The sequence below is a fragment of the Stenotrophomonas sp. STEN033 genome (genome assembly GCF_056856655.1).
This window is the reverse complement of sequence record NZ_JBXFWM010000038.1, coordinates 1-26,811: the sequence shown is the minus strand read 5'-3', so window position 1 is coordinate 26,811 and position 26,811 is coordinate 1. Positions and strand designations below refer to the sequence as shown.

28 protein-coding genes and 1 other RNA gene are annotated in these 26,811 nt (G+C 65.1%); 20 read left to right on the top strand and 9 right to left on the bottom strand.

Annotated elements, in window-relative coordinates; all coding sequences use genetic code 11:
- Positions 1 to 446: 446 nt before the first annotated feature.
- The 4 genes from AC1VXC_RS13365 to AC1VXC_RS13350 all read right to left on the bottom strand — a co-directional run bounded on the left by AC1VXC_RS13365 (position 447) and on the right by AC1VXC_RS13350 (position 4,722).
- The gene (locus tag AC1VXC_RS13365; protein ID WP_313173484.1) at positions 447 to 2,606 is read right to left on the bottom strand and encodes a RelA/SpoT family protein; all 2,160 of its coding nucleotides are present in this window, start codon (positions 2,604 to 2,606) and stop codon (positions 447 to 449) included.
- 106 nt (positions 2,607 to 2,712) lie between these two features.
- Positions 2,713 to 3,012 (bottom strand): DNA-directed RNA polymerase subunit omega, encoded by a 300-nt coding sequence (gene rpoZ, locus AC1VXC_RS13360; RefSeq protein ID WP_313173485.1) that lies wholly within the window; start codon positions 3,010 to 3,012, stop codon positions 2,713 to 2,715.
- Between the two features lie 124 nt (positions 3,013 to 3,136).
- The gene (gene gmk / locus AC1VXC_RS13355; protein WP_313173486.1) at positions 3,137 to 3,757 is read right to left on the bottom strand and encodes a guanylate kinase; all 621 of its coding nucleotides are present in this window, start codon (positions 3,755 to 3,757) and stop codon (positions 3,137 to 3,139) included.
- Positions 3,758 to 3,861: 104 nt separating this feature from the next.
- Positions 3,862 to 4,722, bottom strand: a complete 861-nt coding sequence (locus AC1VXC_RS13350; protein ID WP_282271467.1) for a YicC/YloC family endoribonuclease — start codon at positions 4,720 to 4,722, stop codon at positions 3,862 to 3,864.
- Between the two features lie 110 nt (positions 4,723 to 4,832).
- Here AC1VXC_RS13350 and rph point away from each other — a divergent pair, with 110 nt between their 5' ends.
- The 8 genes from rph (at position 4,833) to pepQ (ending at position 12,634) form a co-directional block, all read left to right on the top strand.
- The gene (rph, locus tag AC1VXC_RS13345) at positions 4,833 to 5,561 is read left to right on the top strand and encodes a ribonuclease PH (protein ID WP_296250270.1); all 729 of its coding nucleotides are present in this window, start codon (positions 4,833 to 4,835) and stop codon (positions 5,559 to 5,561) included.
- Positions 5,558 to 5,947, top strand: a complete 390-nt coding sequence (locus tag AC1VXC_RS13340) for a VOC family protein (RefSeq protein ID WP_313173487.1) — start codon at positions 5,558 to 5,560, stop codon at positions 5,945 to 5,947. The genes rph and AC1VXC_RS13340 overlap by 4 nt, the downstream gene beginning before the upstream one ends.
- Positions 5,944 to 6,543, top strand: a complete 600-nt coding sequence (rdgB, locus tag AC1VXC_RS13335; RefSeq protein WP_313173488.1) for an RdgB/HAM1 family non-canonical purine NTP pyrophosphatase — start codon at positions 5,944 to 5,946, stop codon at positions 6,541 to 6,543. The genes AC1VXC_RS13340 and rdgB overlap by 4 nt, the downstream gene beginning before the upstream one ends.
- A gap of 16 nt (positions 6,544 to 6,559) precedes the next feature.
- Entirely contained in the window at positions 6,560 to 7,060 is a 501-nt protein-coding gene (locus tag AC1VXC_RS13330) for a hypothetical protein (RefSeq protein ID WP_313495822.1), read from the top strand.
- A 41-nt stretch (positions 7,061 to 7,101) separates the two neighbouring features.
- A complete protein-coding gene (gene hemW / locus AC1VXC_RS13325) occupies positions 7,102 to 8,331 on the top strand; it encodes a radical SAM family heme chaperone HemW (protein ID WP_481539353.1) in 1,230 nt (409 codons plus the stop codon).
- A gap of 106 nt (positions 8,332 to 8,437) precedes the next feature.
- Entirely contained in the window at positions 8,438 to 10,879 is a 2,442-nt protein-coding gene (locus AC1VXC_RS13320; protein ID WP_481539354.1) for a DUF1631 family protein, read from the top strand.
- Positions 10,876 to 11,223 (top strand): PilZ domain-containing protein, encoded by a 348-nt coding sequence (locus tag AC1VXC_RS13315; protein WP_313495866.1) that lies wholly within the window; start codon positions 10,876 to 10,878, stop codon positions 11,221 to 11,223. The genes AC1VXC_RS13320 and AC1VXC_RS13315 overlap by 4 nt, the downstream gene beginning before the upstream one ends.
- 82 nt (positions 11,224 to 11,305) lie before the next feature.
- A complete protein-coding gene (gene pepQ, locus AC1VXC_RS13310; protein WP_481539355.1) occupies positions 11,306 to 12,634 on the top strand; it encodes a Xaa-Pro dipeptidase in 1,329 nt (442 codons plus the stop codon).
- Between the two features lie 1,082 nt (positions 12,635 to 13,716).
- Here the strand turns inward: pepQ and pepP are convergent.
- Entirely contained in the window at positions 13,717 to 15,042 is a 1,326-nt protein-coding gene (pepP, locus tag AC1VXC_RS13305) for a Xaa-Pro aminopeptidase (protein ID WP_481539356.1), read from the bottom strand.
- Positions 15,043 to 15,050: 8 nt separating this feature from the next.
- Entirely contained in the window at positions 15,051 to 15,596 is a 546-nt protein-coding gene (locus AC1VXC_RS13300) for a YecA/YgfB family protein (protein ID WP_313173495.1), read from the bottom strand.
- 125 nt (positions 15,597 to 15,721) lie between these two features.
- Here AC1VXC_RS13300 and AC1VXC_RS13295 point away from each other — a divergent pair, with 125 nt between their 5' ends.
- From AC1VXC_RS13295 to AC1VXC_RS13260, 8 genes are all read left to right on the top strand, one after another.
- Positions 15,722 to 15,943 carry a TIGR02449 family protein gene (locus tag AC1VXC_RS13295; RefSeq protein ID WP_282273125.1) on the top strand — a complete coding sequence of 74 codons (222 nt, stop codon included), beginning with the start codon at positions 15,722 to 15,724 and terminating at the stop codon, positions 15,941 to 15,943.
- Entirely contained in the window at positions 15,940 to 16,239 is a 300-nt protein-coding gene (locus AC1VXC_RS13290) for a cell division protein ZapA (RefSeq protein WP_481539357.1), read from the top strand. Before AC1VXC_RS13295 ends, AC1VXC_RS13290 begins: the two co-directional genes overlap by 4 nt.
- An 85-nt stretch (positions 16,240 to 16,324) precedes the next feature.
- Positions 16,325 to 16,509, top strand: a non-coding RNA gene (gene ssrS / locus AC1VXC_RS13285) — 6S RNA.
- A 294-nt stretch (positions 16,510 to 16,803) separates the two neighbouring features.
- Positions 16,804 to 17,394, top strand: coding sequence for a 5-formyltetrahydrofolate cyclo-ligase (locus AC1VXC_RS13280; protein WP_313173496.1), 591 nt, complete (start codon positions 16,804 to 16,806; stop codon positions 17,392 to 17,394).
- Entirely contained in the window at positions 17,391 to 17,873 is a 483-nt protein-coding gene (locus tag AC1VXC_RS13275; protein ID WP_313173497.1) for an EVE domain-containing protein, read from the top strand. The genes AC1VXC_RS13280 and AC1VXC_RS13275 overlap by 4 nt, the downstream gene beginning before the upstream one ends.
- A 116-nt stretch (positions 17,874 to 17,989) precedes the next feature.
- On the top strand, positions 17,990 to 18,637 hold the full coding sequence (rpiA, locus tag AC1VXC_RS13270) for a ribose-5-phosphate isomerase RpiA (RefSeq protein ID WP_293706389.1): 648 nt from the start codon (positions 17,990 to 17,992) through the stop codon (positions 18,635 to 18,637).
- Positions 18,638 to 18,869: 232 nt separating this feature from the next.
- Positions 18,870 to 19,328: a DUF192 domain-containing protein gene (locus AC1VXC_RS13265; protein ID WP_313173498.1), complete on the top strand. Its 459-nt coding sequence runs from the start codon at positions 18,870 to 18,872 to the stop codon at positions 19,326 to 19,328.
- A 65-nt stretch (positions 19,329 to 19,393) separates the two neighbouring features.
- Positions 19,394 to 20,242, top strand: coding sequence for a SirB1 family protein (locus AC1VXC_RS13260; protein ID WP_313173499.1), 849 nt, complete (start codon positions 19,394 to 19,396; stop codon positions 20,240 to 20,242).
- Between the two features lie 230 nt (positions 20,243 to 20,472).
- Here AC1VXC_RS13260 and AC1VXC_RS13255 read toward each other — a convergent pair whose 3' ends face one another.
- The gene (locus AC1VXC_RS13255; protein WP_303747299.1) at positions 20,473 to 20,664 is read right to left on the bottom strand and encodes a rubredoxin; all 192 of its coding nucleotides are present in this window, start codon (positions 20,662 to 20,664) and stop codon (positions 20,473 to 20,475) included.
- A gap of 69 nt (positions 20,665 to 20,733) precedes the next feature.
- On the opposite strand from AC1VXC_RS13255, the gene thiE reads away from it, so the two are divergent.
- Together thiE and hemL are read left to right on the top strand one after the other, a co-directional pair.
- A complete protein-coding gene (thiE, locus tag AC1VXC_RS13250) occupies positions 20,734 to 21,360 on the top strand; it encodes a thiamine phosphate synthase (RefSeq protein WP_313173500.1) in 627 nt (208 codons plus the stop codon).
- 198 nt (positions 21,361 to 21,558) lie between these two features.
- A complete protein-coding gene (gene hemL, locus AC1VXC_RS13245; RefSeq protein ID WP_312914188.1) occupies positions 21,559 to 22,851 on the top strand; it encodes a glutamate-1-semialdehyde 2,1-aminomutase in 1,293 nt (430 codons plus the stop codon).
- A gap of 238 nt (positions 22,852 to 23,089) precedes the next feature.
- Here the strand turns inward: hemL and azu are convergent, their stop codons facing one another.
- Positions 23,090 to 23,542, bottom strand: coding sequence for an azurin (azu, locus tag AC1VXC_RS13240; protein ID WP_481539921.1), 453 nt, complete (start codon positions 23,540 to 23,542; stop codon positions 23,090 to 23,092).
- A 137-nt stretch (positions 23,543 to 23,679) separates the two neighbouring features.
- Here azu and AC1VXC_RS13235 point away from each other — a divergent pair, with 137 nt between their 5' ends.
- Positions 23,680 to 24,276, top strand: a complete 597-nt coding sequence (locus AC1VXC_RS13235; RefSeq protein ID WP_313173503.1) for an HAD-IA family hydrolase — start codon at positions 23,680 to 23,682, stop codon at positions 24,274 to 24,276.
- A gap of 227 nt (positions 24,277 to 24,503) precedes the next feature.
- Here AC1VXC_RS13235 and AC1VXC_RS13230 read toward each other — a convergent pair whose 3' ends face one another.
- The gene (locus AC1VXC_RS13230) at positions 24,504 to 25,733 is read right to left on the bottom strand and encodes an acetylornithine transaminase (protein ID WP_481539922.1); all 1,230 of its coding nucleotides are present in this window, start codon (positions 25,731 to 25,733) and stop codon (positions 24,504 to 24,506) included.
- A gap of 70 nt (positions 25,734 to 25,803) precedes the next feature.
- Between AC1VXC_RS13230 and AC1VXC_RS13225 the strand changes: the two genes are divergently transcribed.
- Complete coding sequence (locus AC1VXC_RS13225; RefSeq protein WP_313173504.1) at positions 25,804 to 26,667, top strand: ion transporter; 864 nt, start codon at positions 25,804 to 25,806, stop codon at positions 26,665 to 26,667.
- Positions 26,668 to 26,811: the final 144 nt, after the last annotated feature.

Here is a 26,811-nt window from a genome sequence, read left to right as displayed (position 1 = left end):
GCCGCTGCTATATCGGCAAGGCCCCTGCCGAGCATGGCTCGGCACTACAGTTGATCCATCCACAGGTCGTGGACAAAAAATCACCATGTTTTGCAGAAGCTTGCAGCGCAAGGGCTGCGCGGCCTTATCCACAGCTTGTGTAGGCAGCAGGACACAGTCTGTGTGGATAGCGGAATACAGGTAGCGCCGAGCCATGCTCGGCTGGGGCTCTACCGAACAGCAAGCTGTGGATTCGTGGGAGCGGCGTCAGCCGCGATGCAGGTGGCTCACCAGATTGCAGGCAGTCCGGCGATTTCTGCTGCGCCAGCTTCACAGCTTACGCCGCTGCTACAAATTGCCGATGACGCCCCTGCCGAGCATGGCTCGGCACTACATTGGGGGGTCTCTGCCGAGCATGGCTCGGCACTACATTGGGGGTCTCTGCCGAGCATGGCTCGGCACTACCGTTATTGGCGGCGAACGGACTGGACTACCTGCAGCCGGCGCAGGCGGCGCATGACTTCGGCCAGGTGATTACGGTCGCGGACCTGGATGTTGAAGCACAGCACCGCTGCGTTGAAATCCCGGTCCAGGTAATCCACCCGCTCGATGTTGGAATGGCTATGGGCAATGGCGGCAGCCAGCTGCGCCAGCACGCCGGTGCCGTTCTCCACCTCGACCACCAGCGCGGTGTCGTAATCGCCGACCACATTGGTATCCCAGCCAATCGGCACCCAGCGATCCGGGGTCTTGCGCAGCTCGGCCAGGTTCGGGCAATCCAGTCGATGTACGACGATGCCCTTGCCGGCGGTGTGGTAGCCCATGATGTCGTCGCCCGGAATCGGCTGGCAACAGTTGGCGAAGCTGACCACGCCACGTTCGCTGCCATTGATCAGGATCTTCTCCTGGGCGCGATGGGCGACGCCACTGGCGCGCAGCTCGGCATAGGACATCAGCGCCTGTGCGGCCTGGGTCGGCATCCAGTTGCCCAACGCCACATCGGCCAGGAAGGCTTCCAGGCGCGGGTAGCGGTGTTCGGTGAGGAAGGCATCGAGCCGTCCCTTCGGCAAGCGCTCGATCGAGCTGTCCATCGCCTCCAGCGCGCGGTCCAGCATGCTGTGGCCCAACTGCACCGCGTCCTCGTGCTCCAGCTGCTTGAGCTGGTGACGGATCGCCGTGCGCGCCTTGCTGCTGACCACGAATTCCAGCCACTGCGGCTTGGGCGAGGCCGAGCGCGCGGTGATGATCTCCACCGTCTGCCCACTGACCAGACGCGTGCGCAGCGGCACCAGCTTCTTGTCCACCCGCGAGGCCACCGCACGGTTGCCCACGTCGGTATGCACCGCATAGGCGAAGTCCAGCGCGGTGGAGTTGCGCGGCAGCGCCAGGATCTTGCCCTTGGGCGTGAACAGATAGACCTCGTCCGGGAACAGGTCGACCTTGACGTTGTCCAGGAACTCCAGCGACGAACCGGCCGTGCGCTGCGAATCGATCAGCTCGACGATCCAGGCATGCGCGCGGCTCTGCGCGCTGTTCGGGCCGTCGCCGCCGAACTTGTAGGTCCAGTGCGCGGCCACACCGCGCTCGGCGATCAGGTCCATTTCCTCGGTGCGGATCTGCACCTCGATCGGCGAACCATACGGCCCGAACAGCACCGTGTGCAGCGACTGGTAACCGTTGGCCTTGGGAATGGCGATGAAGTCACGGAAGCGACCATCCAGCGGCTTGAACGCGGCATGCACGCCGCCCAGTGCGTGGTAGCAGTTGGGCACGTTGCGCATCACCAGGCGGAAGCCGAACACATCCATCACCTGGTCGAAGCTTTTGTTCTCCTCGCGCATCTTGGTGTAGATGCTCCAGGGGGTCTTGATGCGGCTGATCAGGCGGTGTTCCAGTCCTTCGCGCGCCAGGCGCTGCGACAGCTGCACTTCCACCTGCGCCATCGACTCACGGCGCACCACCGGCTGGCTGCGGATATGTTTTTCGATGATGGCGTGGCGCCACGGGTACAGCGCGCGGAAGCCCAGGTTCTGCAGCTCGGACTTGATCAGGTTCATGCCCAGGCGCTGGGCGATGGGCGCGTAGATATCCAGCGTTTCCGTGGCGATGCGGCGCCGCGCCTCGGCACTCTGCGCACCCAGGGTACGCATGTTGTGCAGGCGGTCGGCCAGCTTGATCATGATCACGCGCAGGTCGCGCGACATCGCCAGCAGCATCTTGCGGAAGCTCTCCGCTGCCGCTTCCTGGCGGTCGCGGAACTTGAGCTTGTCCAGCTTGGTGACGCCCTCGACCAGGTCGGCCACAGCCTGGCCGAACTCGGCGGCCAGCTCTTCGCCGGTGAGCGGGGTGTCTTCGATGGTGTCGTGCAGGATGGCTGCGATCAGGGTTTCAACATCCAGGCCGAGCTCGGCCAGGATGCGCGCCACGGCCACCGGATGGGTGATGTAGGGCTCGCCGGATTTGCGGGTCTGGCCGGCGTGCGCGGCGGCGCCCACTTCCCAGGCACGACGCAGCAGCGGCAGCTGCTCGGTGGGGAGATAGCTGGCTGCGCGCTCGAGTTGCAGTACATAGTCAGGTATCACCCCGCCCGCGGGCGTGGCTACCTGGGCGGAAGGGCCTGGGTTCATGTCAGAAGACTATGCCAGCAGGCGTTCCACGGCAATTCCCATAACGCAAACAGCCCGCTTGCGGCGGGCTGTTTGCAGACACCATCAATCAACGCGAAAGAAACAATCAATCGTCGTTCTTGGACATGTCTTCGTCGGCGACAACTTCGGCTGCGGCCCACTCCAGTGCTTCACGCTCGGCACGCTCGCGCTCGGCCTTCTCGACTTCCTCGATCAGCTCGTTGTCGATGCGACGGGCGGCGATCTCGCGCAGCGCCAGCACGGTCGGCTTGTCCTCGCTCTCGCTGTTGTCGATCGTCGCCTGGACACCATTGGCCAGCTGACGGGCGCGCTTGGACGCCATCATGACCAGCTCAAAACGGTTGTTAACGACTTCCAGGCAATCTTCTACGGTAATGCGGGCCATGCGGGCTCCCGGCGACCTGCAACGGCCGCTCGATCGAATGAGGGAAAGGGGACGGATTGTAAGGGCAGACCGGTTCCGGAATCAAGCCAAGGCCTGAACAGCCCCTTGCGGATCAATCACTTGCTCAGTTTTCAGGGGCCAGCAGCGAGGCGATCAGCTCGCCGTGGCGTTGCTGCTGGGGCTCACAGCGCAGCCGGCTGGCGGCAAAGATCGAGCACATTTCACCCACCGCGGTGTCGAAATCCTCATTGATGATGACGTAGTCGAACTCGTCGTAATGCAGCATTTCCTCGCGCGCGGCGGCCAAGCGCTGGGCCATGACCGCCTCGCTGTCCTGGCCACGCTTGCGCATGCGCTCATCCAGCGCCTGCCGCGACGGCGGCAGGATGAACACGCTGACCGCGCCCGGCACCTTCTCACGCACCTGGCGCGCTCCCTGCCAGTCGATTTCCAGCAGCACGTCCTTGCCGGCCGCCAGCTGCGGTTCCACCGACTGCCGGGCCGTACCCTTCCAGTCGCCATGCACCAGCGCGTGCTCGAAGAAATCGCCGGCGGCGATCATCTGCTCGAACTCGGCGGCGGAGACGAAGTGGTAATGCTTGCCGTTGACCTCGCCCGGGCGCATGGCGCGCGAGGTGAAGGAAATCGACAGCGAAATGTGCGGGTCACGCGCCAAAGTGGCGTTGACGATGCTGCTTTTGCCGGCCCCGGACGGGGCAGCGACGATATAAAGGGTGCCACGCATGCGGTGGGCCAACGTCGGAATGGCCCGGCATTGTACCGGCGCGGGCGGCTCTGTGCAGGATCGAGGGGTGAAGGCCCCCAGTTACCGCGGGGGCGGCACTACCCTTACTCGATGTTCTGGACCTGCTCGCGGATCTGGTCGATCAGCACTTTCAGCTCGACGGCGGCGTTGGAGGTACGTGCATCCACCGATTTGGAGCCCAGGGTATTGGCTTCGCGGTTGAACTCCTGCAGCAGGAAGTCCAGGCGGCGGCCGACCGGCTCGCGCTGACGCAGCACGCGGCGGATTTCCGCGATATGGCTGTCCAGACGGTCCAGCTCCTCATCCACGTCGAGCTTCTGCAGCCACATCACCAGCTCCTGCTCCGCCCGGCCCGGATCAACCGGGTGCGGCAGGTCGGCCAGGCGTGCGGCCAGCTTGACCCGCTGCCCCTCACGGATGGCCGGGATAAGCTCGCGGACTTCACCGGCAATGCGTTCGACCGAATCGACGCGCTCGCTGATCGCCGTGGCCAGCTTGTCGCCTTCCCGCTCACGTGCCTGCACGAAGCTGGTGACGGTTTCTTCCAGCAAGGCCAGTGCTTCGGCATGCAGGGCGGCACTGTCGGTCGCCTCGGCGCGCAGCACGCCGGGGTATTGCAGCAGGTCGGTGAAGCCCACCTGCATCCCGGGGAAGCGGCTGTGCAGGCGCTGCGCCAATTCAGACAGCTGATCCACCAGCACTTCGTTGACGGCCAGCGAGGTGGCGGCTTCCGGTGCACGCAGGCGCATCACCAGGTCGAGCTTGCCGCGACTGACCCGGGCTGCAACGCGCTCGCGCAGCTGCGGCTCCAGCGCACGCAGGTCCTCGGGCAGACGCACGCCCACTTCAAGGAACCGGTGGTTCACCGAGCGCAGTTCGCAGCCCAGGGTGCCCCACGCGGTGATGCGTTCGCCGCCGGCATAGGCGGTCATGCTCCGAATCATGTGCTTTCCGATGTGTTTCAAAGGGCGAATGGTAACCTAGCCACCTCTGGACGCTGGTGCATCCACCACCCAGACGCCCGCCAGATCAACTCGTACTAACCGGATTCCCCATGACCTTCTCCCGTCCCAGCGGCCGCCAGGCCGATCAGATGCGCACCGTCACCATCGAGCGTTCCTTCACCCGCCATGCCGAAGGCTCGGTGCTGGTGAGCTTTGGAGACACCCGCGTGCTGTGCACCGCCAGCGTCGAGAACCGGGTACCGGGCTTCCTGCGTGGCAAGGGCGAAGGCTGGGTCACCGCCGAATACGGCATGCTGCCCCGCTCCACCCACACCCGCTCCGACCGTGAAGCCGCGCGCGGCAAGCAGGGCGGCCGCACCCTGGAAATCCAGCGCCTGATCGGCCGCACCCTGCGCGCCTGCATCGACCGCAACGCACTGGGCGAACGCACCATCACCCTGGACTGCGACGTGCTGCAGGCCGACGGCGGCACCCGCACCGCCGCCATCACCGGCGCCTATGTGGCCCTGGTGGACGCGGTGAACCTGCTGATGAAGCGCGGCGAGATCAAGCGCAACCCGTTGTTCGGCGCCGTCGCCGCCGTGTCGGTCGGCGTCTACAAGGGCCAGCCGGTGCTGGACCTGGATTACCCCGAGGACAGCGACTGCGATACCGACATGAACATCGTCATGAATGACGGCGGTGGCTTCATCGAGCTGCAGGGCACGGCCGAAGGCCATGCCTTCCGCCGCGAGGAGCTGGACGCGCTGCTGGTGCTGGCCGAAAAGGGCATCCGCGAGCTGTTCGACGCCCAACAGGCGGCATTGGCGTCGGCATGAACCGGCGCCTCGCCCTGGTCACCCTCGTCGTCGCCGATTACGACGAAGCCATCGCCTGGTACACCGGCAAGCTCGGCTTCCAGCTGCTGGAGGACCTGGACCAGGGCCGCAAGCGCTGGGTGGTGGTCGGCCCGACCGATGGCAGCGCCGCCGCGCTGCTGTTGGCGCGTGCCAGCGACGAAGAGCAGCGCAGCCGCATCGGCAACCAGACCGGTGGCCGCGTTGGCTTCTTCCTGCACACCGATGACTTCCATCGCGACCACGCGGCAATGCTCGCGCAGGGCGTGGAATTCCTCGAAGCCCCACGCGATGAACCCTATGCGACGGTCGCGGTGTTCCGCGACCTGTACGGCAACACCTGGGACTTGTTGGAGCCCAAGCAATGAAACTGGTACTGGCCAGCGGCAACGCCGGCAAGCTGAAAGAACTGCAGGCCATGTTGGCCGATCTGCCGCTACAGATCGTGCCGCAGCGCGAACTGGGCGTGGACGATGTGCCGGAAACCGGCCTGACCTTCGTCGAGAACGCGTTGATCAAGGCCCGCCATGCCTGCGCGGTGACCGGCCTACCAGCGCTGGCCGACGACTCCGGCCTGATCGTCGATGCACTGGACGGCGCGCCCGGCCTGTACAGCGCGCGCTACGCCGGCAGCCCCACCGATGATGCCGCCAACAACGCCAAGCTGCTTGATGCGCTGCACGATGTCCCGGCCGAACGCCGCACGGCGCGCTTCTACGCGGTGATCGTGCTGCTGCGCCATGCCAACGATCCGCAACCGCTGATCTGCGAAGGCAGCTGGGAAGGCCGCATCATCGACGAACTGCGCGGCAGCAATGGCTTCGGCTACAACCCGGTGTTCCTGGATGAAGAACTCGGCCTGACCGCGGCGCAGATGGAACCGGCGCAGAAGAACGGCCGCAGCCACCGCGCCAAGGCGCTGCAGCTGTTGTTGCAGCGCATCTCGCAACTTGCGTTCGATTGACCACGGAGATCAGGCAATGACGCCACGCCGCTATCGGACCCGGATGGGGCTTGTGCAGCTTGTCGCCATCCTGGGCGCTGTAAGCGGCGCGATAGTGGGCGCCATGCTGGCGTATGACGGGGAGCAATCCTGGCTCGCACTGCCGCTTTGGGCGCTTGGCTGCGCCCTGGTCATTTCACTGATCGCTGCTCCCATCCTGTGGCAACGCGTGGTGCTGGATGAGCGGGCTGGCCAGCTCCGCTACCACAACATCGCCACCGCGCACCGCTGGCGCAAGGTGGACCTGGTGGACGTGCTTGAGGTCCGCTACGACAACTTCGCCGACAAGCGCAAAGCCATGGTTTCCGGCCTGTATCTGCACATGCGCAATGGCAGCCGACCGGCGCGCCACCGTCTCATGGACAACGAGGTCGGCAGCTATCAGGGGCCGTCACCGATGTTCCGCGATGTCAGCGCAGCGGTGCTACGTGCACAACCACGTTCGCTGGTCGATCCAATCCTGCTGGCCGGGCAATAGCGCCCGCAACCCTGTACTCCCACTCTTTCCAACAGCCGTCCATGCCGCACTCCCACGACCACTGCAACCACCTTCCCGGCGAATCCTGCGCGATCGATCACGGTCACGCTGCCGGCGTGCAGCTGGTACCGCCACCACTGGCGCTGTACGTGCACCTGCCGTGGTGCGTGCGCAAATGCCCGTACTGCGACTTCAACTCGCATGCCGGCAAGGGCGACCTGCCCTTCGACGCCTATATCGATGCGCTGATCCGCGACCTGGACCAGGACCTGCCACTGGTCTGGGGACGGGTAGTCAACAGCGTATTCTTTGGCGGCGGCACCCCCAGCCTGTTCCCGCCAGAGGCGATTGACCGTTTCCTGCAGGCAGCCAGTGCACGACTGCGCTTCGCGCCGAACCTGGAAGTGACGCTGGAGACCAACCCGGGCACGGCCGAACACGGCCGCTTCGACCGCTACCGCGCGGCCGGGGTAAACCGCATCAGCTTCGGCATCCAGACGTTCAATGATGAGGCACTCAAGCGACTGGGGCGCATCCACGACAGCAACGAGGCCGAGCGCGCGGTCAAGCTGGCGCAGGACGCCGGTTACAAGAACTTCAACATCGACCTGATGTACGCGCTGCTGCAGCAGACCCTGGCCCAGGCCGAGTACGACCTCGAGCGCGCCTTCGCCCTCGACCCCACCCATATCTCGCACTACCAGCTGACGCTGGAGCCGAATACGGTGTTCTTCGCCCGGCCGCCGCAGGGCATTCCGGACGAAGACAGCGCCTGGGACATCCAGGAGCATTGCCAGGCCCTGCTCGCCGAGCGTGGCTACGGCCAGTACGAGGTCAGCGCCTATGCCCGCGACGGTTGGCAGTGCCAGCACAACCTCAACTACTGGCGCTTTGGCGACTACCTTGGCATTGGCGCCGGTGCCCACGGCAAGATCAGCTCCGGCGCCGAGCAGCACGTGCTGCGCCGCTGGAAACACAGGCACCCGCAGACCTTCATGGACACCGCCGGTACCCCGGCCAGCATCGGCGGCGATGACGTAATCAGCGCCGAGCGCCTGCCGTTCGAGTACATGCTCAACCTGCTGCGCCTGCACGAAGGTTTCAGCCTGCGCGATTTCGAGTCGCGTACTGGTTTGGCACGAAGCGTGCTTGCACCTTCACTGGCAACGGCGCTGGAGCGCGGCTGGCTCATAGGTAACGGTGATTACTGGACGCCCACCGAGCTTGGCCGCCGCTTCACCAACGATGTGGTGGAGTTGTTCCTACCGTAAGACCTGCAAAAAGTGGCCGTTGCATCACATAAATGATAGAAAACGCCCATTCAGGGGCAAGGAATACGGGATGTCAGGCACAGCACCACGCTCATCCAGCAAATCCATGGCACGGATCGCCGCCACGCCGGCACCTGCGCGCGTACGACAGCTATTGGAAAGCATTTTCCTCGCCACCGATGAAGTCCTGCGCACACCGCTGCAGCTGACCGCCATGGAGCTGGAACGGGCGCTGTTCAAGAACGCGGAGATGGCCCACAACAGCCAGATCCAATCTGACATCTACGCCCAGCTGCGGGTGCTGCGCGACCACGCCGAACAGTTCCCCGATCTGTTCCTGGACGCGTTGGCAGCGCAGCTGGCCAGTTTCAAGGACCCGCCCAAGCCCGTGCAGGAAGCGCACGCGTCGACCTTCAAGTCGATGACGCTGGTTGAAGACACCGACATCGACCGCGACATCGTGCTGCACGAAATGGCGCGCCGCGAAGCCTTCCGCGCCCCCAGTCCCCTGCTGTTGCTGGGCCAGCGTTTCGCAGTCCTGGCTGCGCAGCCGGCGTTTGATCCCGAGCACCTGCCCGTAGGCCCCTACGCCCAGTGCCGGGCGTTGCGCGACAGCGGCGAACAGATGCAACTCAACCTCGATACCCAGCTGCTGCTGTTCCAGGTATTCGAGCGCATGACCATGTCGCGTCATGCGGAGCTGGTGGATCGCCTGAACATCCTGCTGGAGCGCGAGGGCGTGCTCCCGGGGCTGGTGTATCGCCCCCACCTTTCCCGTCCTTCCGCGCCCCGCGGCGCAGGTGCTGCCGGCGGCAACGCCGATGCAGGCACCGCTGGACGTCGCACTGCAGGTTCGGCGCCCCTGACCAGCTGGCAAGGCCAGGCCCCGCCGGCGTCATGGGCCAGCATCTCCAATGAGTTGCAGGCGGGTGCGCCCCCCGCCGCCGGCCCGGCCAACGCCACACCGCCCCAGCAGACGGCCATCGGCGCCCCCAGCGCGCCGATGGAAAGCCTGCACACCCTGCTTGATGCCGCACGCCACGCTCTTGCGTCGGGCGCAAACAATGCGGGCGCATCGACGGGGAGTGGCGGCACGCCCGCCGGCCAGGCCAGCGCCGCGCCTGCCGGCGGTCGCGGCATGCCCGACTTTGCCGCGCTGCAGGCACAGGCCGAGCAGGGCGCGGCGGCTCCGGCTGCCGCTGGCAGCCCGCCGAACATTCCGGCGGAGCCGGTGTCCACCCAGATTGCGCTGGACATGCTGGGCAAACTGCAAGCGGCCGCATCCTCATCGGGCAGCCGCCACAGCATGGCCGACATCCGCAACGCGCTGATCGCACAGGTCAAGGCCGAGCACGGCCCTGCGGCGACATTGTCGGTGCAGGATGGCGACACCATGGACCTGCTCGGCATGCTTTATTCCGAGCTGCAGCGCGAAGTGCGCAGCGAGGGCCCCGCCGCCGACCTGCTGCGTCGCCTGCAGGTGCCCTTGGCCCGCGCCGCGATCAGCGACCAGGAGTTCTTCCTGCGTGACCAGCACCCGGCACGCGAACTGCTCAATGCCGTCGCCGAATCCGGTGCGGTATGGCTCAGCGATGAGGACAGCGACCCCCTCTTGCTGCTGAAGCTCAAGGACGCGGTCACCAAGGTCGTCAGCGACTACCAGGGTGATGAAGCTGTCTTCGTTGAGGCCAACGACATCATCCAGGGACACCTGCGTGCGGCGGCCCGGCGCGCGGAGATGGCCGAACGGCGGCAGGTGGATGCCGCGCGCGGCAAGGAACGCCTGGAGGCTGCCAAGCAACTGGCCAGCAGCAGCATCGATGCGCTCTGCCAGAGCACTGAACCCCCGAAGTTCGTGCAGACCCTGCTGCGCAAGGCATGGGCCGATGTACTTACCCTCACCTTGCTGCGCCATGGCGAAGGTTCGGAGGAATGGCGGCAGCGCGAGCAGGCCACCCGTCGCATCGCCGAGATCACCGGCCTGGCACCCGGGGGTGCCGCCGATACGGGTTTCGGCGAGGAAATCGAGCAATCACTGCTGCAGGTGGGTTACCACCAGGACGAGGCCGCAGCAATCTCCCGCCGCCTGTCCACACCGGGCGGTGAGGACGCCATCACCTCGCGCACGGAACTGGCCGCCAAGCTCAAGACACGGACCCGGCTGGGTGAAGCCGGTGACCCGGACGAAGAAGAGCGTCGCCGGAAAGTCGAACCGGCCCGCACCGAAGAGGAAGAGGGCTATTACCGCCAGCTGCGTACCCTGCCCTTCGGCACCTGGTTCGAATTCACCGTCAACCAGCAGGGCGACAACCGGCGCCAGCGCCTGTCCTGGTACAGCCTGATCACTGGCAACGCCTTGTTCGTCAACCAGCGCGGGCAGAAGGTTTCCGAGCAGTCGCTCGACGCGATGGCGCGGCTGATGGCCAAGGGCCAGCTGCGTATCATCACCGAGGACAAGGGCCGCCTGATCGACCGCGCCTGGCAGGCCACCGTGCGCGCACTGCGCTCGATTGCCGGCCACACCTCCAACAGCGGGGAATCCGCATGATCACCAATACCCGTCGCGCGCCGCGTCTGCAGGTTCCCGAGCTGGTGCAGGTGCGCGACCAGATGACCGGCACCCATATCGGCAGGCTCGGCAACATATCCGAAACCGGCATGTTGCTGATCACCTCGGTGCCACTGCAGGACGACGCGCTGTACCAGCTGCAGTTTCCCATCCCCGACGGCCGCGGCGGTCACCTGCAGATCGACGTGGGTGCACATCTCTTGTGGTCCGAACCTACCCATGCACCCGAGCAGTCATGGGCCGGCTTCCGCTTCCTGACCCTGGACAAGAGCCATCGCGAGCGCCTTGTGCAGTGGATCGAAGGCAGCATCCCTGCGGCCTGAGTGCCGAAAACGGCACAGCAGCGGCAGGCCGATTGCGGCAGAATTGGGACCTGCATTCCGCACGTCCCAGCGAGCCACCGCGATGAACCAGCACGATCCAGGCAGCCTCTACGCCCAACACCTTGCCCAGATGATCCGCCGCGCCGACGCGGCGCTTGCGCGCGGTGGTTTCGATCACCTGGTGGTTCCCAGCGGCACCCAGCATTACCAGGTGTTCGACGACCGCGACTACCCGTACGCGGTCAACCCGCAGTTCAAGACCTGGCTGCCGCTGACCAAGCTGCCGTACAGCTGGCTGATCCATACCCCGGGCAAGCGCCCGACCCTGGTGTTCTACCAGCCCTTCGATTACTGGCACGTGGTCCCGGACGCCCCCAGCGGCTGGTGGGTGGAGCATTTCGACATCCACATCATCCGCAAGCCGGAAGATGCCCTGGCACTGCTGCCGGCCGACCCCAGCCGCTGCGCCATCCTCGGTGAGCCGCAGAGCGCGCTGGGCGGCTTTGCCCCGAACAACCCGGCGGCGGTGATCAATTACCTGGAATGGCATCGCGGCTACAAGACGCCGTATGAGATCGCGCTGATGCGCCAGGCACAGGTACTGGGCGTGCGCGGCCACCGTGCCGCCGAAGCCGCGTTCCGCACCGGTGCCAGCGAGTTCGAGATCCACATGGCGTATTGCAGCGCCGTCGGCCAGGACGCCAACGAGCTGCCCTACGGCAACATCATCGGCCTCAACGAACACGCCGCCGTGCTGCATTACACCGACCTGGGCAAGCAGGCCCCGCAGCCGCTGCGCAGCTTCCTGATCGATGCCGGTGCCTCGGCCCATGGCTATGCCAGCGACATCACCCGCACCTATGCCGCGGCGGGCCACGATGAGTTCCAGGCCTTCATCGATGCGGTCGACGCCGCCCAGCTGAAGATGTGCGCAGCGGTGCGTTCCGGTTTCGACTACAAGCAGCTGCATATTGATGCGCACCTGTCGTTGATGGGCATCCTCAAGGATTTCGGCGTGATCAATGTCGCGCCGGAGACCGCGCTGGCCACCGGCGTGAGCGCGGCCTTCTTCCCGCATGGCATCGGCCATCTGATCGGTGCGCAAGTGCACGATGTAGCCGGCTTTGCCGCCAGCGAGGACGGCGGCCGCGTCGAGCGCCCGGCCGGCCACCCCTACCTGCGTATGACCCGCGTACTGGAACCGGGCATGGTCGTAACCATCGAGCCGGGCCTGTACTTCATCGACATGTTGCTGGACGAAGTGAAGAAGGCCGGCAATGCTGCCAGCATCAACTGGGACCGCGTGGATTTCTTCCGTCCTTATGGTGGCGTGCGCATCGAGGACGAAGTGCTGTGCACTGACGGCGAAGCGGATAACCTGACCCGTCCGGAATTTGCCGCGCAAGCGTGATGGTTTGCCGGGACGGCGTGTAGCTGCTGCCCTGGTTATTGGAATACACCGTTGATGTAGGTGAGTGCGGCCTGGCGAAAGCTGGGCCGTATTCGTTTGCGTCTCATTCGGTGGCGATCGAGGTCGGCTTCCCGGGTGCGCTGACGCTTACCCGGGCTACGTGATCGCACCATCCCTCCATTCCCACTGCCCGACCCACGACCCAGCAAGGGCGCTTCCGCTCCGCTTCTGCCTGTGCATTGGCACTTGCCCTCCCTTGCGCGCAGCGCAGGGGAGGGTATGGGAGGGGTGCCTTTGCCTTTGGCTTTGCCTCTGCATTCGGCTCTGGCTTTGGCAATTGCAGTTGCCCTTGCTCCAAAAGCTCTTGATCTACCGGGCCCCTTCCGCAGCGACGGAGCTGGCAGACAAGACCCCGCACGGGGCGACGTGCAGGACGCACGTCGTTTTTCGACGATACAAGGATGTATCGTCGAAAAATCCTGCCAGCGGAGTGGACCTGGAGCGCGCAGCGCGGAAGGCGCGTAGGCAGGGTGTGCTTTCTTTGGGCCACCTTTCTTTGCACAAGCAAAGAAAGGTGTGCTCGCGCGCCGAAGGCGGGCGAAAGCCCTTGATCTTGATCTTGATCTTGATCTTGGTTGCGGTTGCGGTTGCGGTTGCGGTTGAAGCAAGAGCAAGAGCAAGAGCTTTCACTCCCCTTCGGGGAGCGAGTCACTTTTCTTTGCTTGTGCAAAGAAGAAGTAACCAAAAGAAAGCACACCCTGCCTCCGCGCCCACGCCGCTGCGCGACGCGGGTCCACTCCGCCGCCGGGATTTTTCGACGATACATCCCTGTATCGTCGAAAAACGACGTGCGTCCTGCACGTCGCCCCATACGGGGTCTTGTCCGTCGGCTGCGTCGCTGCGGAAGGGGCCCGGTAGATCAAGAGCTTTGGAACAACGGCAACTGCAGAAGCAACGGCTGGAGCAACGGCTAGAGCAACGGCAACAGCAACTGCACCCCTCCCATACCCTCCCCTACGCTTTGCGTAAGGGAGGGCAACTGCAACTGCAACTGCAACTGCTACAGCCGAATGCCTTGCGGCTCAGCGCTTGGCCATGAAGGTTTCGATCTCGTCGGCACTGCGTTCAAGCGAACCGGTCAACACACGGTGCCCGTCCTCGGTGATCAACACATCGTCCTCGATGCGGATCCCAATCCCACGCCAGCGCGCCTCCACACTGCGATCGTCCGGCGAGATGTATAGCCCCGGCTCGATCGTGAACACCATGCCGGGTTCCAGCAGTCGCGACTCACCAGCAACCCGGTAATCACCCACATCGTGCACATCCATGCCCAGCCAATGCCCGGTCTTGTGCCGGTAGAAACGCTGGTAATGACGCTCGATGATGTTCTCTTCCAGATCGCCCTTCAGCAGCCCCAGGCGCAACAGGCCTTCGGTCAATACCTCCACCGCCGCAAGATGCCCTTCCTCGTAGGCAATGCCCGGCTGCGCCTGCTCCAGGGCCGCTGCCTGTGCCGCCAGCACCAGATCGTGCAGCGCGCGCTGCTCCTCGCTGAAACGGCCATTCACCGGAAAGGTCCGGGTGATGTCGCTGGCATAGCCGCGATACTCCGCACCCGCATCGATCAACACCAGATCGCCATCGCAGCTGCCGCTGTTGTTGTCGCGGTAATGCAGCACACAGGCGTTGGCACCTGCACCGACAATGCTGTTGTATGCAGGACACGCATCGGCCGCACGGAACTCGCGTTCCAGCTCCGCCTGCAGTTCGTACTCATGGATGCCTGCACGTGCCGCACGCATTGCCGCGCGATGCGCACGCACGCTGATATCCGCTGCAGCCTGCATCAAGGTGATCTCGTCGGCGCTCTTGTACAGGCGCTGCTCGTGCAGCAGATGTCCCAGTTCCAGGAACTCATGCGGCGGCTGCGCACCATTGCGCACCTGCGAGCGGACCCGGTTCACCCACCCGATCAACTTCAGGTCGAAATCCGCATCACGACCAAAGTGGTAGTACACCCGCGACCGACCTTCCAGCAGGCCGGGCAGGATTTCATCCAGATCCTCGATCGGATAGGCATCGTCCATGCCGTAGCGCGAGACCGCACCATCCTGGCCTTCGCGCGGTCCGTCCCAGGCTTCCCGGTCCGGGTCGCGCTCGCGGCAGAACAGGATCACCTCCCCATGCTTGCGCCCCGGGATCAGCACCAGCACCGCCTCCGGCTCCTGGAAGCCGCTCAGGTACCAGAAGTCCGAATCCTGGCGGTACGGGTAGAACGTATCGTTGCTGCGCACCCGCTCCGGTGCCGCCGGCAGGACCAGAATTGCGTCATCACCGGCCGCTTCCATCAGCTGCCGGCGGCGGAGCGCGTACTCGGCGGGTGTAATCCCGGACAGACGCTTCATCATCGACCTCAGTTCAGGCTCTGCCGATGGCGCGAACCCATCACGCAGTCGCCGTGCAGCAGCAACGCGGCCACACGCACGAATTCCTCGATCTCCGACAGCGCGTCTTCATCCTCGTCGGCACTGTCGAACTCGTCGCTGGAGGCCTGCGCCAGGCGCGCCAGGTCCTGCAGCGCCTCTTCGCCCTCCTCGCTCAGCGCCGGGCGCTTGCCCGAGGCCAGTCCGAAGCCGCCAAGGAAGGCACGGCACCATTCAAACAAGGCGTCGGTACGTGCCTGCAGCGGTTCGGCCGCATCCACCAGCACCAGCTCGAACGCAAAGTCACGGTCTTCCAGCTGCGCAACCGACGCCTGCCGCAGCAGGTCCAGGGGGCTGCCGGGTTCCGGCGTCGGCAGACCATCGTCGGCCAGCACCTTGGCCGGCCATGCGGGCACATCGGCGCCACCGGCGGCCAGCCAGCCGCACAGTCCACCATGGAGTTCAGCCGGGGAAGCGGCCAGGCCCAGCGACTGGCTGGCCTGGAGGATGTCGTTGACGGCGGGAAGGTCGGTCATGTCACTGATCTGTAAAGCGGAAAGGAAGGCCGGCACCGGCAAGATGGCGGCGGCCATACAGTGTAGCAACCGCGCTGTATGCTCCTTCTTGACCGGCCCTTATCGCCATGCCTATCGTTCCGTCCATGGACTCCTTCGACCCCGCTGGCCAACTGCTGGCCCTAGCCTCCCGCCTTGAGCTGCTGCTTGAGCGCAACCAGCGGCTGAGCGATGAAAACCGCAGCCTGCGCCAGCAACAGGAACAGCTGATCAGCGAACGCTCGCAATTGCTGACCAAGAACGAGCAGGCCCGCTCGCGGGTGGAAGCCATGATCACCCGCCTCAAGTCGCTGGAGCAGCACACGTGAGCAACAACGAACCGGTCAGCGTCCATATCCTGGACCGCGAGTACACCGTTGGCGTGGAACCCACCGAGCGCGAAAGCCTCACCGCCGCCGCACGTGTGCTCGACGGCAAGATGCGCGAGATCCGCGGCAGCAACCGGATGGCCGCGGTGGACCGCATCGCGGTGTTGGCGGCGCTTAATCTTGCGCATGAGTTGCAGCAGGTGCGCGACGAGCAACTCGCCCATCAGCAGCGTTTCCAATCGGCGATGAACGAGTTGAACCGCCGCCTTGACCTGGCCATCGACAACGCGCGTTGATCCAGCTGACCAGCTCAGACAGATGAATCCGCAATTCGTGAAATACGGCTGCACCTAGCCGCGCAACCTCGTTATACTGGCGACGCGTTCTCTGCTGTGAACGACGGCGTGTGCAAACATTCGCCTTGTCCCTTAATTACGACCACGGGGGCGCGACGGAGCCGGGTGTGCAAGTCCGCCTTGTAGCGGGAAGCCCGATGGCCCCCCAGCGTTCCCACTTGAACCCCGGGTTCAAGGTCGTTTCGCACGCATCGTCACCGCGGAGAATGCAATATTCCAGAACGGCGCCCAACGGGCGCCGTTCTTTTTTATCCTTCTCCCCACGGGAGAAGGTGCCCCGAAAGGCGCGTCCTGTAGTGCCGACCCATGGTCGGCATTGGTTCTGCCTGCAATGCTTCTTTTTTTGTCCTTCTCCCTCCGGGAGAAGGTGCCCGAAGGGCGGATGAGGGTAAGGGGCAAACCGTCACGAAGCTTGGCTACGCCAGTGCCTCGCACTTACCCTCTCCCCAACCCCTCTCCCGATGGGAGAGGGGCTTAAGCTCCTTGCCCGCAGACTTCTCCCCCATGACTGCCGATCCCCGCCAACTCCTCCGCCAACAACTGCGCCAGCGCCGCCGCGACATCCCTGCTGCCGAGCGCATCGCTGCGGCCGAAATCCTCGCCACAAACCTCCTGTCCCTGCCTTTCGCCGGGATCAGCGGGCACGTCGCCGGCTATTGGGCAATGGACGGCGAGATCGCGCTGCACCGCTGGCAGATGCAGCTGCCACCGCAGCAGACCTATTGCCTGCCGGTGCTGCACGGCAAGCTGCTGCGCTTCGCGCCGTGGCGCCCGGGCCAGTCCCTGGTCAGCAACCGTTATGGCATTCCCGAGCCGGATGTCGACCCCGCACAGGCGCTGCGGCCGGAGGAAATGGCCTTGGTCGTCGCCCCGCTGGTGGGCTTTGATGACGGTGGCCGGCGGCTGGGCATGGGGGGCGGCTGGTATGATCGCAGCTTCGCATTTCGGCAGCGCCAGGCCGCGCCGCCGTGGCTGGTGGGGGTAGGTTTCTCCGCCCAGCAGGTGCCGTCACTACCGGTCGAGGACTGGGACGTGGCGGTGGATGCCATCTGTACCGAGCAGGCCACTCTCTACCCGGAACCGTTGAACGCATGACCGCCCGCAAGCGCTACTGGCTGATGAAGTCCGAACCGGACGCCTTTTCCATCGACGACCTGCAGCGCGTGGGCACCGAGCCGTGGAATGGCGTGCGCAACTACCAGGCGCGCAATTTCATGCGCGATGGCATGAAGGTCGGCGACGGCATCCTGTTCTACCACTCCAACACCAAGGTGCCGGGCATCGTCGGCGTCGCCACGGTGGCCAGCGAGGCCTACCCGGACGACACCCAGTTCGACCCCAAGTCCGATTACTACGACCCCAAGAGCACGCGCGAACAGCCGCGCTGGATGCTGGTGGACGTGGGTTTTGAGCGCAAGCTGGCGCAGGTGATCGCGCTGGACGAGATCAAGCTGCATGCCGAGGAACTGGGCGAAGGCTTTCCGCTGACCGCCAAGGGCAACCGCCTGTCGGTGTTCCCGGTCAACGCCGCACAGTGGAAGCTGCTGCTGTCACTGGAAAAGAAAGCCAAATAATCCTCTTTTGTTGTGGGAGCGGCGTAAGCCGCGAAGCTGACAAACTTTCAGCCCCCCGGCTTCGCCGCTCACGCCGCTCCTACAAAAAAACCGTTTTCCAACTGATCGAGCCCACCATGTCCGAAGCCAAGCGCCTGGCCGCCGAAAAAGCCATCGAGTACGTCCAGAAGGGAATGATTGTCGGTGTCGGCACCGGCTCCACCGTTGCCTACTTCATCGAAGCCCTGGCCCGCATCAAGGACCAGATCGAAGGCGCGGTCTCCAGTTCCGACCAGAGCACCGCCCTGCTCAAGGGCCACGGCATCGAGGTGCTGGACCTGAATCACACCGGCGGCCTGTCGCTGTACGTGGATGGCGCCGATGAGTGCGACGGCAACAAGAACCTGATCAAGGGCGGCGGTGCCGCGCTGACCCGCGAGAAGATCATCGCCGAGGCCAGCAAGCAGTTCGTCTGCATCGTCGACCCGAGCAAGCAGGTCAAGGTGCTGGGCAAGTTCCCGCTGCCGGTGGAAGTAATCCCGATGGCACGCAGCCTGGTGGCCCGCGAGATCCTGGCCCTGACCGGCGGCCAGCCGGTGTGGCGCGATGGCGTGGTCACCGACAACGGCAATCTGATTCTGGACGTACACAACCTGTCCATCACCGATCCGGTCAAGCTGGAGCAGCAACTCAACCAGATTCCGGGCGTGGTGACGGTCGGCCTGTTTGCGCGCCGCCCGGCCGACGTGGTCATCGTCGGCGGCGAGCCGCCGCAGGTGCTGTAAGCCGAGCCCGCGCAACTCTGGCTGTTGCTTTGGCTTTGGCTTTGGCTCTGGCTGTTGCTTTGGCTCTGGCTGTTGCTTTGGCCGTTGCTGTTGCTTTGGCCGTTGCTTCGGCTTCCGCTGTTGCTTGTCCCTTCTCCCGTTTACGGGAGAAGGTGCCCGAAGGGCGGATGAGGGGAAGCCTTTGACTTCCCCCCTCCCGCCTGAACACCTCCCAGGAACCAGGTCCCCAACCATGTTCAACGCCTCCCTGCGTACCCTCTTCACACTGTCCCTGCTCGCCCTGGCCGGCTGCGCCAGCGCCGACGGCAAGCATTGGGTGGAACTGGCCGGTACCCGCTACCAGGTGGAACTGGCGCAGAACGACGAAAGCCGCGCCCGCGGCCTGATGTTCCGCGAACAGATGGAAACCGACCACGGCATGCTGTTCATCCACGACCGCGAGGAGCCGCAGGCGTACTGGATGAAAAACACCAAGATCCCGTTGGACATCCTGTACTTCGACAGCCAGCGCCGCCTGGTCGGCCAGCAGCGCGATGTCCCGCCGTGCTCGGCCGGTGACATGTGCCCGCCCTACCCCAGCTTCAACCCGGCCCTGTACGTGCTGGAACTCAACGCCGGCCAGGCCGCCAAACTCAAGCTCGAAGACGGCGCCGAGCTGACCTTCGGCCCGGGTATTGCCACCGGCAACTGACTGATGCAAGCAGATTGAACAGCGGCGCCCTTGAACCGGCGCCGCTTTGCCGCCAGTCTTGGGCCATGTCTGAAACGCGCATTACCCTGCCGCAGTGGGATGAACTGGCCGGCCTGCCCGACGAGGCGCTGCCGCTGCTGCCGACTGCCCTGCTGATCGCCCGCGATGAATACCCGCAGCTGGACCCGGCCGAGTACGACCGCGTGCTGCAGGCCCACGCGGACCACCTGCGGGTGGAAGTGGATGCCATCGGCGAATGGCCGCTCAAGGTTGCCGCCATCAACAACCACCTGTTCAACGAGGTCGGTTACAGCGGCGACAACGACGAGTACTACGACCCGCGCAACAGCTACCTCAACGAGGTGTTCGAGCGCCGCCTGGGCAACCCGATCTCGCTGGCCCTGGTGCAGATCGAAGTCTCGCGCCGGCTCGGCTTGCCGCTGGAAGGCATTTCCTTCCCCGGCCATTTCCTGGTGCGGCTGCCGGTGGAAGACGGCGTGCTGATCATGGACCCGTTCAACGGCGGTCGTCCGTTGGGCGTGGACGAACTGCGCGAGCGCGCCCGCAGCAACCTGGGCGGTGAAACGCCCGATGACAACGTGCTGGCGCAGATTCTGGACCCGGCCCCGCACCGCGCCATCCTGATGCGCATGCTGCGCAACCTGCATGGGGTCTACGCCGAGCGTGGCGAGTGGGACCGGGCAGCGCGCAGCGCCGACCGCATCCTCAAGCTGGCGCCCGAACAGGCCGATGCCGTGCGCGACCGCGGCCTGGCCTACCTGCAGCTGCAGCACCTGGCCGGTGCCCGCGCCGACCTGGCGCGCTACCTGAAGATGGAGCCCGATGCTGCAGATGCCATCAGCATCCGTGAGCGCCTGGTTGAACTGGGTGGCGAAAGGCCGAGACTGCATTGAGCCTGGCTGCCCTACCCAACCTTGTGGGAGCGGCGTAAGCCGCGAAGCCACGAAGCCACTACAGCATCCGAAACCGGCGAAGATCCTGATCCGACCGAACACATGTGCCGGCATTCCGTGCACGAACCCGTTTTCGCCCTGACACCGCGTTGATCAATGGCTGCGGGTGCAGCAGTGGCTTCGCGGCTGACGCCGCTCCCACAAACCGCACAAGCCGCGCGCTGCGGCTCTCAATCCAGCTCGACCATCTCGAAGTCGTCCTTGGTCACCCCGCAGTCGGGGCAGGTCCAGGTGTCGGGCACGTCTTCCCAGCGCGTGCCCGGGGCGATGCCTTCTTCCGGCAAGCCGTCGGCCTCGCTGTAGATGAAGCCACAGACGACACACATCCAGTTGCGCAGGGTGGAGGCCGTAGCGTCGGACATCGGGGATAATCACCAGACAAAGAAGCGGCGTTGATTGTCACACTCCCCACGCCGTACCGGTAGCCATACATGACCCAGCTTGCCGACGCCCGTGGCGTCTACCTGATCACCCCTGACGAAACCGACAGCGCACGCCTGCTTGAGCGGGTGCGTCCGCTGCTGCCCGGCACCAGCTGGCTGCAATACCGCAACAAGGCGGTCGATGCGCCCACCCGACTGGCCCAGGCCACTGCCCTGCAGGCGCTATGTGCCGAAGCCGGCGTGCCACTGATCATCAATGATGATGCCGCGCTGGCCCTGCAGGTCGGCGCCGCCGGCGTGCACCTGGGTGAAGACGACGGCGACATCGCCGCCGCCCGTGCCCTGCTTGGCCCGCAGGCCATCATTGGCGCCTCCTGCTATGACGAGTTCGAGCGTGCCCAGCGCGCGGTTGTTGCTGGCGCCGACTATGTGGCTTTCGGGGCGTTCTTCCCCAGCCGCAGCAAGATCACCCCGCGCCGCGCCAGTCCGGAGCTGCTGCGACAAAGCGCCGCACTTGGGGTGCCACGTGTGGCGATTGGCGGGTTGACCCCGGACAATAGCCGGGCTGTGGTGGACGCTGGTGCGGACCTGATCGCGGTGATCAGCGGCGTGTTCAGCGAGGCCGATCCGGTGGCGGCGTTGGACGCTTATCGCAGTTGCTTCGGGTCTGTCTGACCAGCCAAGCCCGCACGATCTCTGCCATTCCATTCTCCCACCTGCGGGAGAAGGTGCCCCGAAAGGGGCGGATGAGGGGGCTTTTGACGTTTGCTTGCTAGAAGCTTGCCCTCACCCCAACCCCTCTCCCGCAAGCGGGAGAGGGGCTAATGCAAAGCCCAGCTCTTCGTTGTTGTTGATACCTCAAAGGACTCACGCATGAACCACGCCCAATCCCACGCCCTGTTCACCCGCGCGCAGACCCTGCTGCCCGGTGGCGTCAATTCACCGGTGCGTGCGTTCAAGTCGGTCGGCGGCGAACCGTTCTTCGTGCAGCGCGCCGATGGCGCCTACCTGCATGACGTGGATGGCAACGCCTATATCGACTACGTCGGCTCCTGGGGCCCGATGATCGTCGGCCACAACCATCCGGCCGTACGCGAGGCCGTGCAGCAGGCGATCGGCAACGGTCTGTCATTCGGCGCGCCGTGTGCGGCCGAAGTGACCATGGCCGAGACCATCACCCGGCTGGTGCCGTCCTGCGAGATGGTGCGCATGGTCAACTCCGGTACCGAGGCGACGCTGTCGGCGATCCGCCTGGCGCGCGGCGCCACCGGCCGCAACAAGATCGTCAAGTTCGAAGGCTGCTACCACGGCCACGGCGACTCCTTCCTGGTCAAGGCCGGCAGCGGCATGCTGACCCTCGGCGTGCCGACCTCGCCGGGCGTGCCGGCCGGGTTGAGCGAACTCACCCTCACCTTGCCCTACAACGATTTCGAAGCGGCTACCGCGCTGTTCGAGCAGCAGGGCGCGGATATCGCCGGCCTGATCATCGAACCGGTGGTCGGCAACGCCAACTGCATCCCGCCGCGCGAAGGCTACCTGCAGCACCTGCGTGCCCTGTGCACGCAGTACGGCGCGCTGCTGATCTTCGACGAAGTGATGACCGGCTTCCGCGTCGCCCTGGGCGGCGCGCAGGCGTACTACGGCATCACTCCGGACCTGAGCACCTTCGGCAAGGTCATCGGCGGCGGCATGCCGGTAGGCGCCTATGGCGGCCGCCGCGAGCTGATGTCGCAGATCGCCCCGGCCGGCCCGATCTACCAGGCTGGCACGCTGAGCGGCAACCCGGTGGCCATGGCCGCCGGCCTGGCGATGTTGCAACTGGTGCAGGCGCCGGGCTTCCACGAGCGCCTGACGGCGGCAACCAACACGCTCTGCGATGGCCTGGAAGCGGCCGCGCGCGAGGCCGGCGTGGCCGTCACCACCAATCGCGTCGGCGGCATGTTCGGCCTGTTCTTCAGCAGCGAGAAAGTCGAGACCTATGCGCAGGCCACCGCCTGTGACATCAAGGCCTTCAACGTGTTCTTCCACGCCATGCTGGAGCGCGGCGTGTTCCTGGCACCGTCGGCCTACGAGGCCGGCTTCCTGTCCAGCGCGCATGACGATGCGGTGATCGAAGCCACCCTGGTTGCGGCACGCGAGGCGTTCAAGGTGGTTGCGGCGGGTTGACCCTGCAGTGGATAACGCTGTTCGTCCTGACGAAACAGCGTTATCCGAAACGGCTGCTGCAGCTTTTTGTAGGAGCGGCGTAAGCCGCGAAGCTGACCTTGCTTCAGCCACCAGCCTCTGCGCAACCTGATGATGTCGCATGCTTCGCGGCTTACGCCGCTCCTGCAAAAAAGACGGCCTGCGCGACGCCAAGGTAGCCAGGAAAGCGCAGCGCACCCGTAGCTTCAGAACAGATAGATCACCCAAATACCAGCTTGCCCTTCATCATTCCCCAGTGCCCCGGGAACGAGCAGAAGAAGGTGTAATCACCACCACGCGTCAACTTGCTGGTCGCAAAGCGCACCTGCGTGGTCTGCCCGCCACCGATCACCGGCGTGAACGCGATCACCCGCGCATCATTCTTCGGCAGGTAACTGTCAGCCAGCGTCGAACGCATGCCAGCCGTGGCCACTGGTTGGAAATCCGGGGTGCGCGTCAGCACCCAGTTATGCCCCATCGCGGTAGCCGGCATCCGGCCGGTGTGCTTGAGGGTCAGGTCCACCTGCGTGCAATCGGCAGCAACGCGGATCTGCGGCAGCGAGAACTGCATGCGGTCATTGCTTTCGATGGTGACCACGCAGGTGCGGGCCAGCGCAGGCGCGGCAGGCAACAGGCCGGCAAGGGCCAATAACAGCAGGCTGGAACGCTTCACGGTGAACTCCAAACAATGACAACTACGGTGTCCTGATTCTAGGCAAAGCGCGCAGATTTCACCTGTGACGCGATGTCGCAGGCTGCACGCAGACGCCGCGCCAGCGATACTGCAGCCCCACCCTTGCCTCGCCATCGATGCAACGACCACACGCACTACTACTGGATTTCGACGGCCTGCTGGCCGACTACGATCACCGTATCCACTTGCGCCAGCTTGCCGATGCTGCCGGCTGCGCGCCCGAGCAGGTGGATGCGGCATTGCGTACGGACGGGCTTGAATTCGCCCATGCCCGCGGCGAGCTGGATGGTGAGCAGTTGCTGCAGGCCTTGAATCAACGCCTGGACAGCACGCTGGGCGCGACGCACTGGCACGCTGCACGCCTCGCTGCGACCAAGCTGCGCAGCGATTGCATCGCGGTGCTGGAGCGCGTGCATGCGGATGTGCAGGTTGCAGTGCTGACCAACAATGGCCTGCTGACGCGGCCGGTCATCGAGCAATTGCTACCGGGTCGCCGCGTGCTGTGCAGCGCTGCGCTCGGCGCGCGCAAGCCTGATCCGAAAGCGTACCTGGCAGCCTGTGCTTCGCTTGGCTGTGCGCCTGAGCGAAGCCTGTTCGTCGACCACCTGTTCCGCAATGTGCAGGGTGCGCGCGAAGCCGGGCTGCATGCCGATACTGCGTTTCACGCCCAGTCGCTGCGGCGCCTGTTGAAACGTAATCACTGCCTGGGGTGAAAGGCCGCGCGCTGCGCACGCCATACCCTCATCCGCCCTACGGGCACCTTCTCCCGCAGGCGGGAGAAGGGAAGGGTCATGGCTTACGGCTAACTGGTGCTGTGCTCGCCCCCCGCAACAACGAGCATTCCCTTCTCCCGCGCGAGGCAGAAGGTGCCCGTAGAGCCTGTCCCCGCGAAGGCGGGGGGCGGATGAGGGGAAGCGCTTCGCTCGCCGAAAAACCCAACTTACCCGCGCGATGCCATATACGCCGCAATCGCCTCGCGCACGCGCTTCAGGCCTTCGGCCACTTCTTCGTCGGTGATGTTCAGCGCCGGCACGAAACGCAGCACGCTGGTGCCGGCCTGCAGGATCAGCACCTGCTTTTCCGCCGCCAGATCCAGCAGCATGCCGATGTCGGCGACGTAGTCGGGCTTGAGCACCGCACCCAGCATCAGGCCCATGCCACGCACCTGCTCGAACACCCCGAACTCTTCGCCGATGGCTTCCAGACCGGCTTTCAGTGCGGCCGACTGGCGCACGACGTTGGCCTTGATCTCGTCGGACGACAGCTTGCGCAACGCCACGCGAGCAACCGCCGCCGCCAGCGGGTTGCCGCCGAAGGTGCTGCCGTGCGCGCCAACGCCCATGATGTCGGCGACCTTGGGGCCGGCCAGCATTGCGCCGATCGGGAACCCGCCGCCCAGCGCCTTGGCCAGGGTGACGATGTCCGGGGTCACACCCCAGTTCCAGTGCGCGAACAGCTCGCCGGTACGGCCCATGCCGACCTGGATTTCATCCAGTACCATCAACGCATCGTGCTGGTCGCACAGCTCGCGGGCGCGGCGCATGAACTCGGCACTGGCCGGCATCACCCCGCCCTCGCCCTGCACCGGCTCGAACATCACCGCGGCCACATCGCCACCGGCCATCGCTTGTTCAAGCTGGGCGACATCGTTGAAATCGACATAGCGGAAGCCACCGGGCAGCGGCTCGTAGCCTTCCTGGTACTTCGGCTGGGCGGTCGCGGTGACCGTGGCCAGGGTGCGGCCATGGAAGCTGCCGCGGAAGGTGACAATGAAACGTTTCTCCGGGCCACGGCCCTGCGCGCTGGCCCACTTGCGCACCAGCTTGATGGCCACTTCATTGGCTTCGGCGCCGGAATTGCACAGGAACACGCGTTTGGCGAAGCGCGAGGCGTCCACCAGCTCCTGTGCCAGATGCAGCGGCGGTTCGCTGTAGAACATGTTGCTGGTGTGCCAAAGCTTGTCGGCCTGCTCGAACAGGGCAGCCTTCAGGTCCGGGTTGTTGTGGCCCAGGCTGCACACCGCGATGCCGGCGGCCAGGTCGATGAACTCGCGACCCTGCGTATCCCACAGTCGCGCGCCCTGGCCTCGCTCCAGCACCAGCTGGCGCGGGCGGTAGACCGGCAGGTAGTAATTGGACAGGGACAACAGCGGCTCGACGACAGCGGTCATGGCGTTCCAGATCAGTGGGTGTGAATGTTCCATTGTCCTCCATTCCACGGGCCTGCGGCACAATGGGCGCATGCGACTGTTCTCTGCCCCCCAATTGAACCCGGCCAGCGACAGCGGCTGGCGCCGCCGTTGGTTCGACATCATCCACCGCACCGATACCCCACCCTCGCGTCGCTTCGACCTGCTGCTGGTCTGGGCCATCCTCGCCAGCGTGCTGGTGGTGATGGTGGACAGCGTCCAGCGCATCCACATTGCCTGGGCCAGCTGGTTCTACGTGGTCGAGTGGGGCTTCACCCTGCTGTTCACCGCCGAATACGTGCTGCGCCTGCTGGTGGTACGACGACCGCTGCGCTATGCGTTCAGCATCTGGGGCATCATCGACCTGCTGGCGATCCTGCCCTCGTACATTTCCTTCTTCGTGCCCGGCGCACAGAGCCTGCTGGTGGTGCGCGTGCTGCGCCTGCTGCGGGTGTTCCGCATCCTGAAGCTGACCCGCTACATCGAGGAAAGCGGCGTGCTGATGGCGGCCCTCTGGCGCAGCCGTCGCAAGATCCTGCTGTTCCTGTCGATGGTGGTCACCATCGCCATCATCGCCGGCGCGCTGATGTATGTGATCGAAGGCCCGCAATACGGCTTCAGCAACATCCCCGCCAGCATGTACTGGGCGGTGGTGACCATGGCCACGGTGGGTTTTGGCGACATCGTGCCGCACACCACCCTGGGGCGTTTCATCACCTCGGTGCTGATCCTCATCGGCTACAGCATCCTGGCCGTGCCCACCGGCATCTACACCGCCGAACTGGCCGGCAACATGCTGCGCGAGAACCGTCGCGACAACCGCGGCTGCACGGTCTGCGGGCATGAGGGCCACGAGTTCAAGGCGCACTACTGCAACCGCTGCGGGCATGTGCTGCCGGAGCACATCGAGCATTGAGCGGTGTTGCCGGGTTTTGCAGGAGCGGCGCAAGCCGCGAAGCTGCTGATGCGTAGTGGGGGGGCGGGGGGGGGCCCGGGGGTGCCGCGGGGAGGGCTGGGGGAGGAGCGGCGGCGTGGCTACGGGAAGTGGGAGAGATCGGTG

Bases quoted from the DNA above. Each gene is read 5' to 3' on its own strand.
- hemL (WP_312914188.1), top strand. From the start codon at position 21,559: ATGAACCACGCCCAATCCCACGCCCTGTTCACCCGCGCGCAGACCCTG.
- AC1VXC_RS13365 (WP_313173484.1), bottom strand. From the start codon at position 2,606: ATGAACCCAGGCCCTTCCGCCCAGGTAGCCACGCCCGCGGGCGGGGTG.
- thiE (WP_313173500.1), top strand. From the start codon at position 20,734: ATGACCCAGCTTGCCGACGCCCGTGGCGTCTACCTGATCACCCCTGAC.
- pepQ (WP_481539355.1), top strand. From the start codon at position 11,306: ATGAACCAGCACGATCCAGGCAGCCTCTACGCCCAACACCTTGCCCAG.
- AC1VXC_RS13275 (WP_313173497.1), top strand. From the start codon at position 17,391: ATGACCGCCCGCAAGCGCTACTGGCTGATGAAGTCCGAACCGGACGCC.
- rph (WP_296250270.1), top strand. From the start codon at position 4,833: ATGACCTTCTCCCGTCCCAGCGGCCGCCAGGCCGATCAGATGCGCACC.
- AC1VXC_RS13280 (WP_313173496.1), top strand. From the start codon at position 16,804: ATGACTGCCGATCCCCGCCAACTCCTCCGCCAACAACTGCGCCAGCGC.
- AC1VXC_RS13230 (WP_481539922.1), bottom strand. From the start codon at position 25,733: ATGACCGCTGTCGTCGAGCCGCTGTTGTCCCTGTCCAATTACTACCTG.
- AC1VXC_RS13350 (WP_282271467.1), bottom strand. From the start codon at position 4,722: ATGATTCGGAGCATGACCGCCTATGCCGGCGGCGAACGCATCACCGCG.
- AC1VXC_RS13320 (WP_481539354.1), top strand. From the start codon at position 8,438: ATGGCACGGATCGCCGCCACGCCGGCACCTGCGCGCGTACGACAGCTA.
- AC1VXC_RS13315 (WP_313495866.1), top strand. From the start codon at position 10,876: ATGATCACCAATACCCGTCGCGCGCCGCGTCTGCAGGTTCCCGAGCTG.
- rpoZ (WP_313173485.1), bottom strand. From the start codon at position 3,012: ATGGCCCGCATTACCGTAGAAGATTGCCTGGAAGTCGTTAACAACCGT.
- AC1VXC_RS13340 (WP_313173487.1), top strand. From the start codon at position 5,558: ATGAACCGGCGCCTCGCCCTGGTCACCCTCGTCGTCGCCGATTACGAC.
- AC1VXC_RS13260 (WP_313173499.1), top strand. From the start codon at position 19,394: ATGTCTGAAACGCGCATTACCCTGCCGCAGTGGGATGAACTGGCCGGC.
- AC1VXC_RS13300 (WP_313173495.1), bottom strand. From the start codon at position 15,596: ATGACCGACCTTCCCGCCGTCAACGACATCCTCCAGGCCAGCCAGTCG.
- AC1VXC_RS13330 (WP_313495822.1), top strand. From the start codon at position 6,560: ATGACGCCACGCCGCTATCGGACCCGGATGGGGCTTGTGCAGCTTGTC.
- rpiA (WP_293706389.1), top strand. From the start codon at position 17,990: ATGTCCGAAGCCAAGCGCCTGGCCGCCGAAAAAGCCATCGAGTACGTC.
- AC1VXC_RS13235 (WP_313173503.1), top strand. From the start codon at position 23,680: ATGCAACGACCACACGCACTACTACTGGATTTCGACGGCCTGCTGGCC.
- rdgB (WP_313173488.1), top strand. From the start codon at position 5,944: ATGAAACTGGTACTGGCCAGCGGCAACGCCGGCAAGCTGAAAGAACTG.
- hemW (WP_481539353.1), top strand. From the start codon at position 7,102: ATGCCGCACTCCCACGACCACTGCAACCACCTTCCCGGCGAATCCTGC.
- AC1VXC_RS13225 (WP_313173504.1), top strand. From the start codon at position 25,804: ATGCGACTGTTCTCTGCCCCCCAATTGAACCCGGCCAGCGACAGCGGC.
- AC1VXC_RS13265 (WP_313173498.1), top strand. From the start codon at position 18,870: ATGTTCAACGCCTCCCTGCGTACCCTCTTCACACTGTCCCTGCTCGCC.
- AC1VXC_RS13295 (WP_282273125.1), top strand. From the start codon at position 15,722: ATGGACTCCTTCGACCCCGCTGGCCAACTGCTGGCCCTAGCCTCCCGC.
- AC1VXC_RS13255 (WP_303747299.1), bottom strand. From the start codon at position 20,664: ATGTCCGACGCTACGGCCTCCACCCTGCGCAACTGGATGTGTGTCGTC.
- gmk (WP_313173486.1), bottom strand. From the start codon at position 3,757: ATGCGTGGCACCCTTTATATCGTCGCTGCCCCGTCCGGGGCCGGCAAA.
- pepP (WP_481539356.1), bottom strand. From the start codon at position 15,042: ATGAAGCGTCTGTCCGGGATTACACCCGCCGAGTACGCGCTCCGCCGC.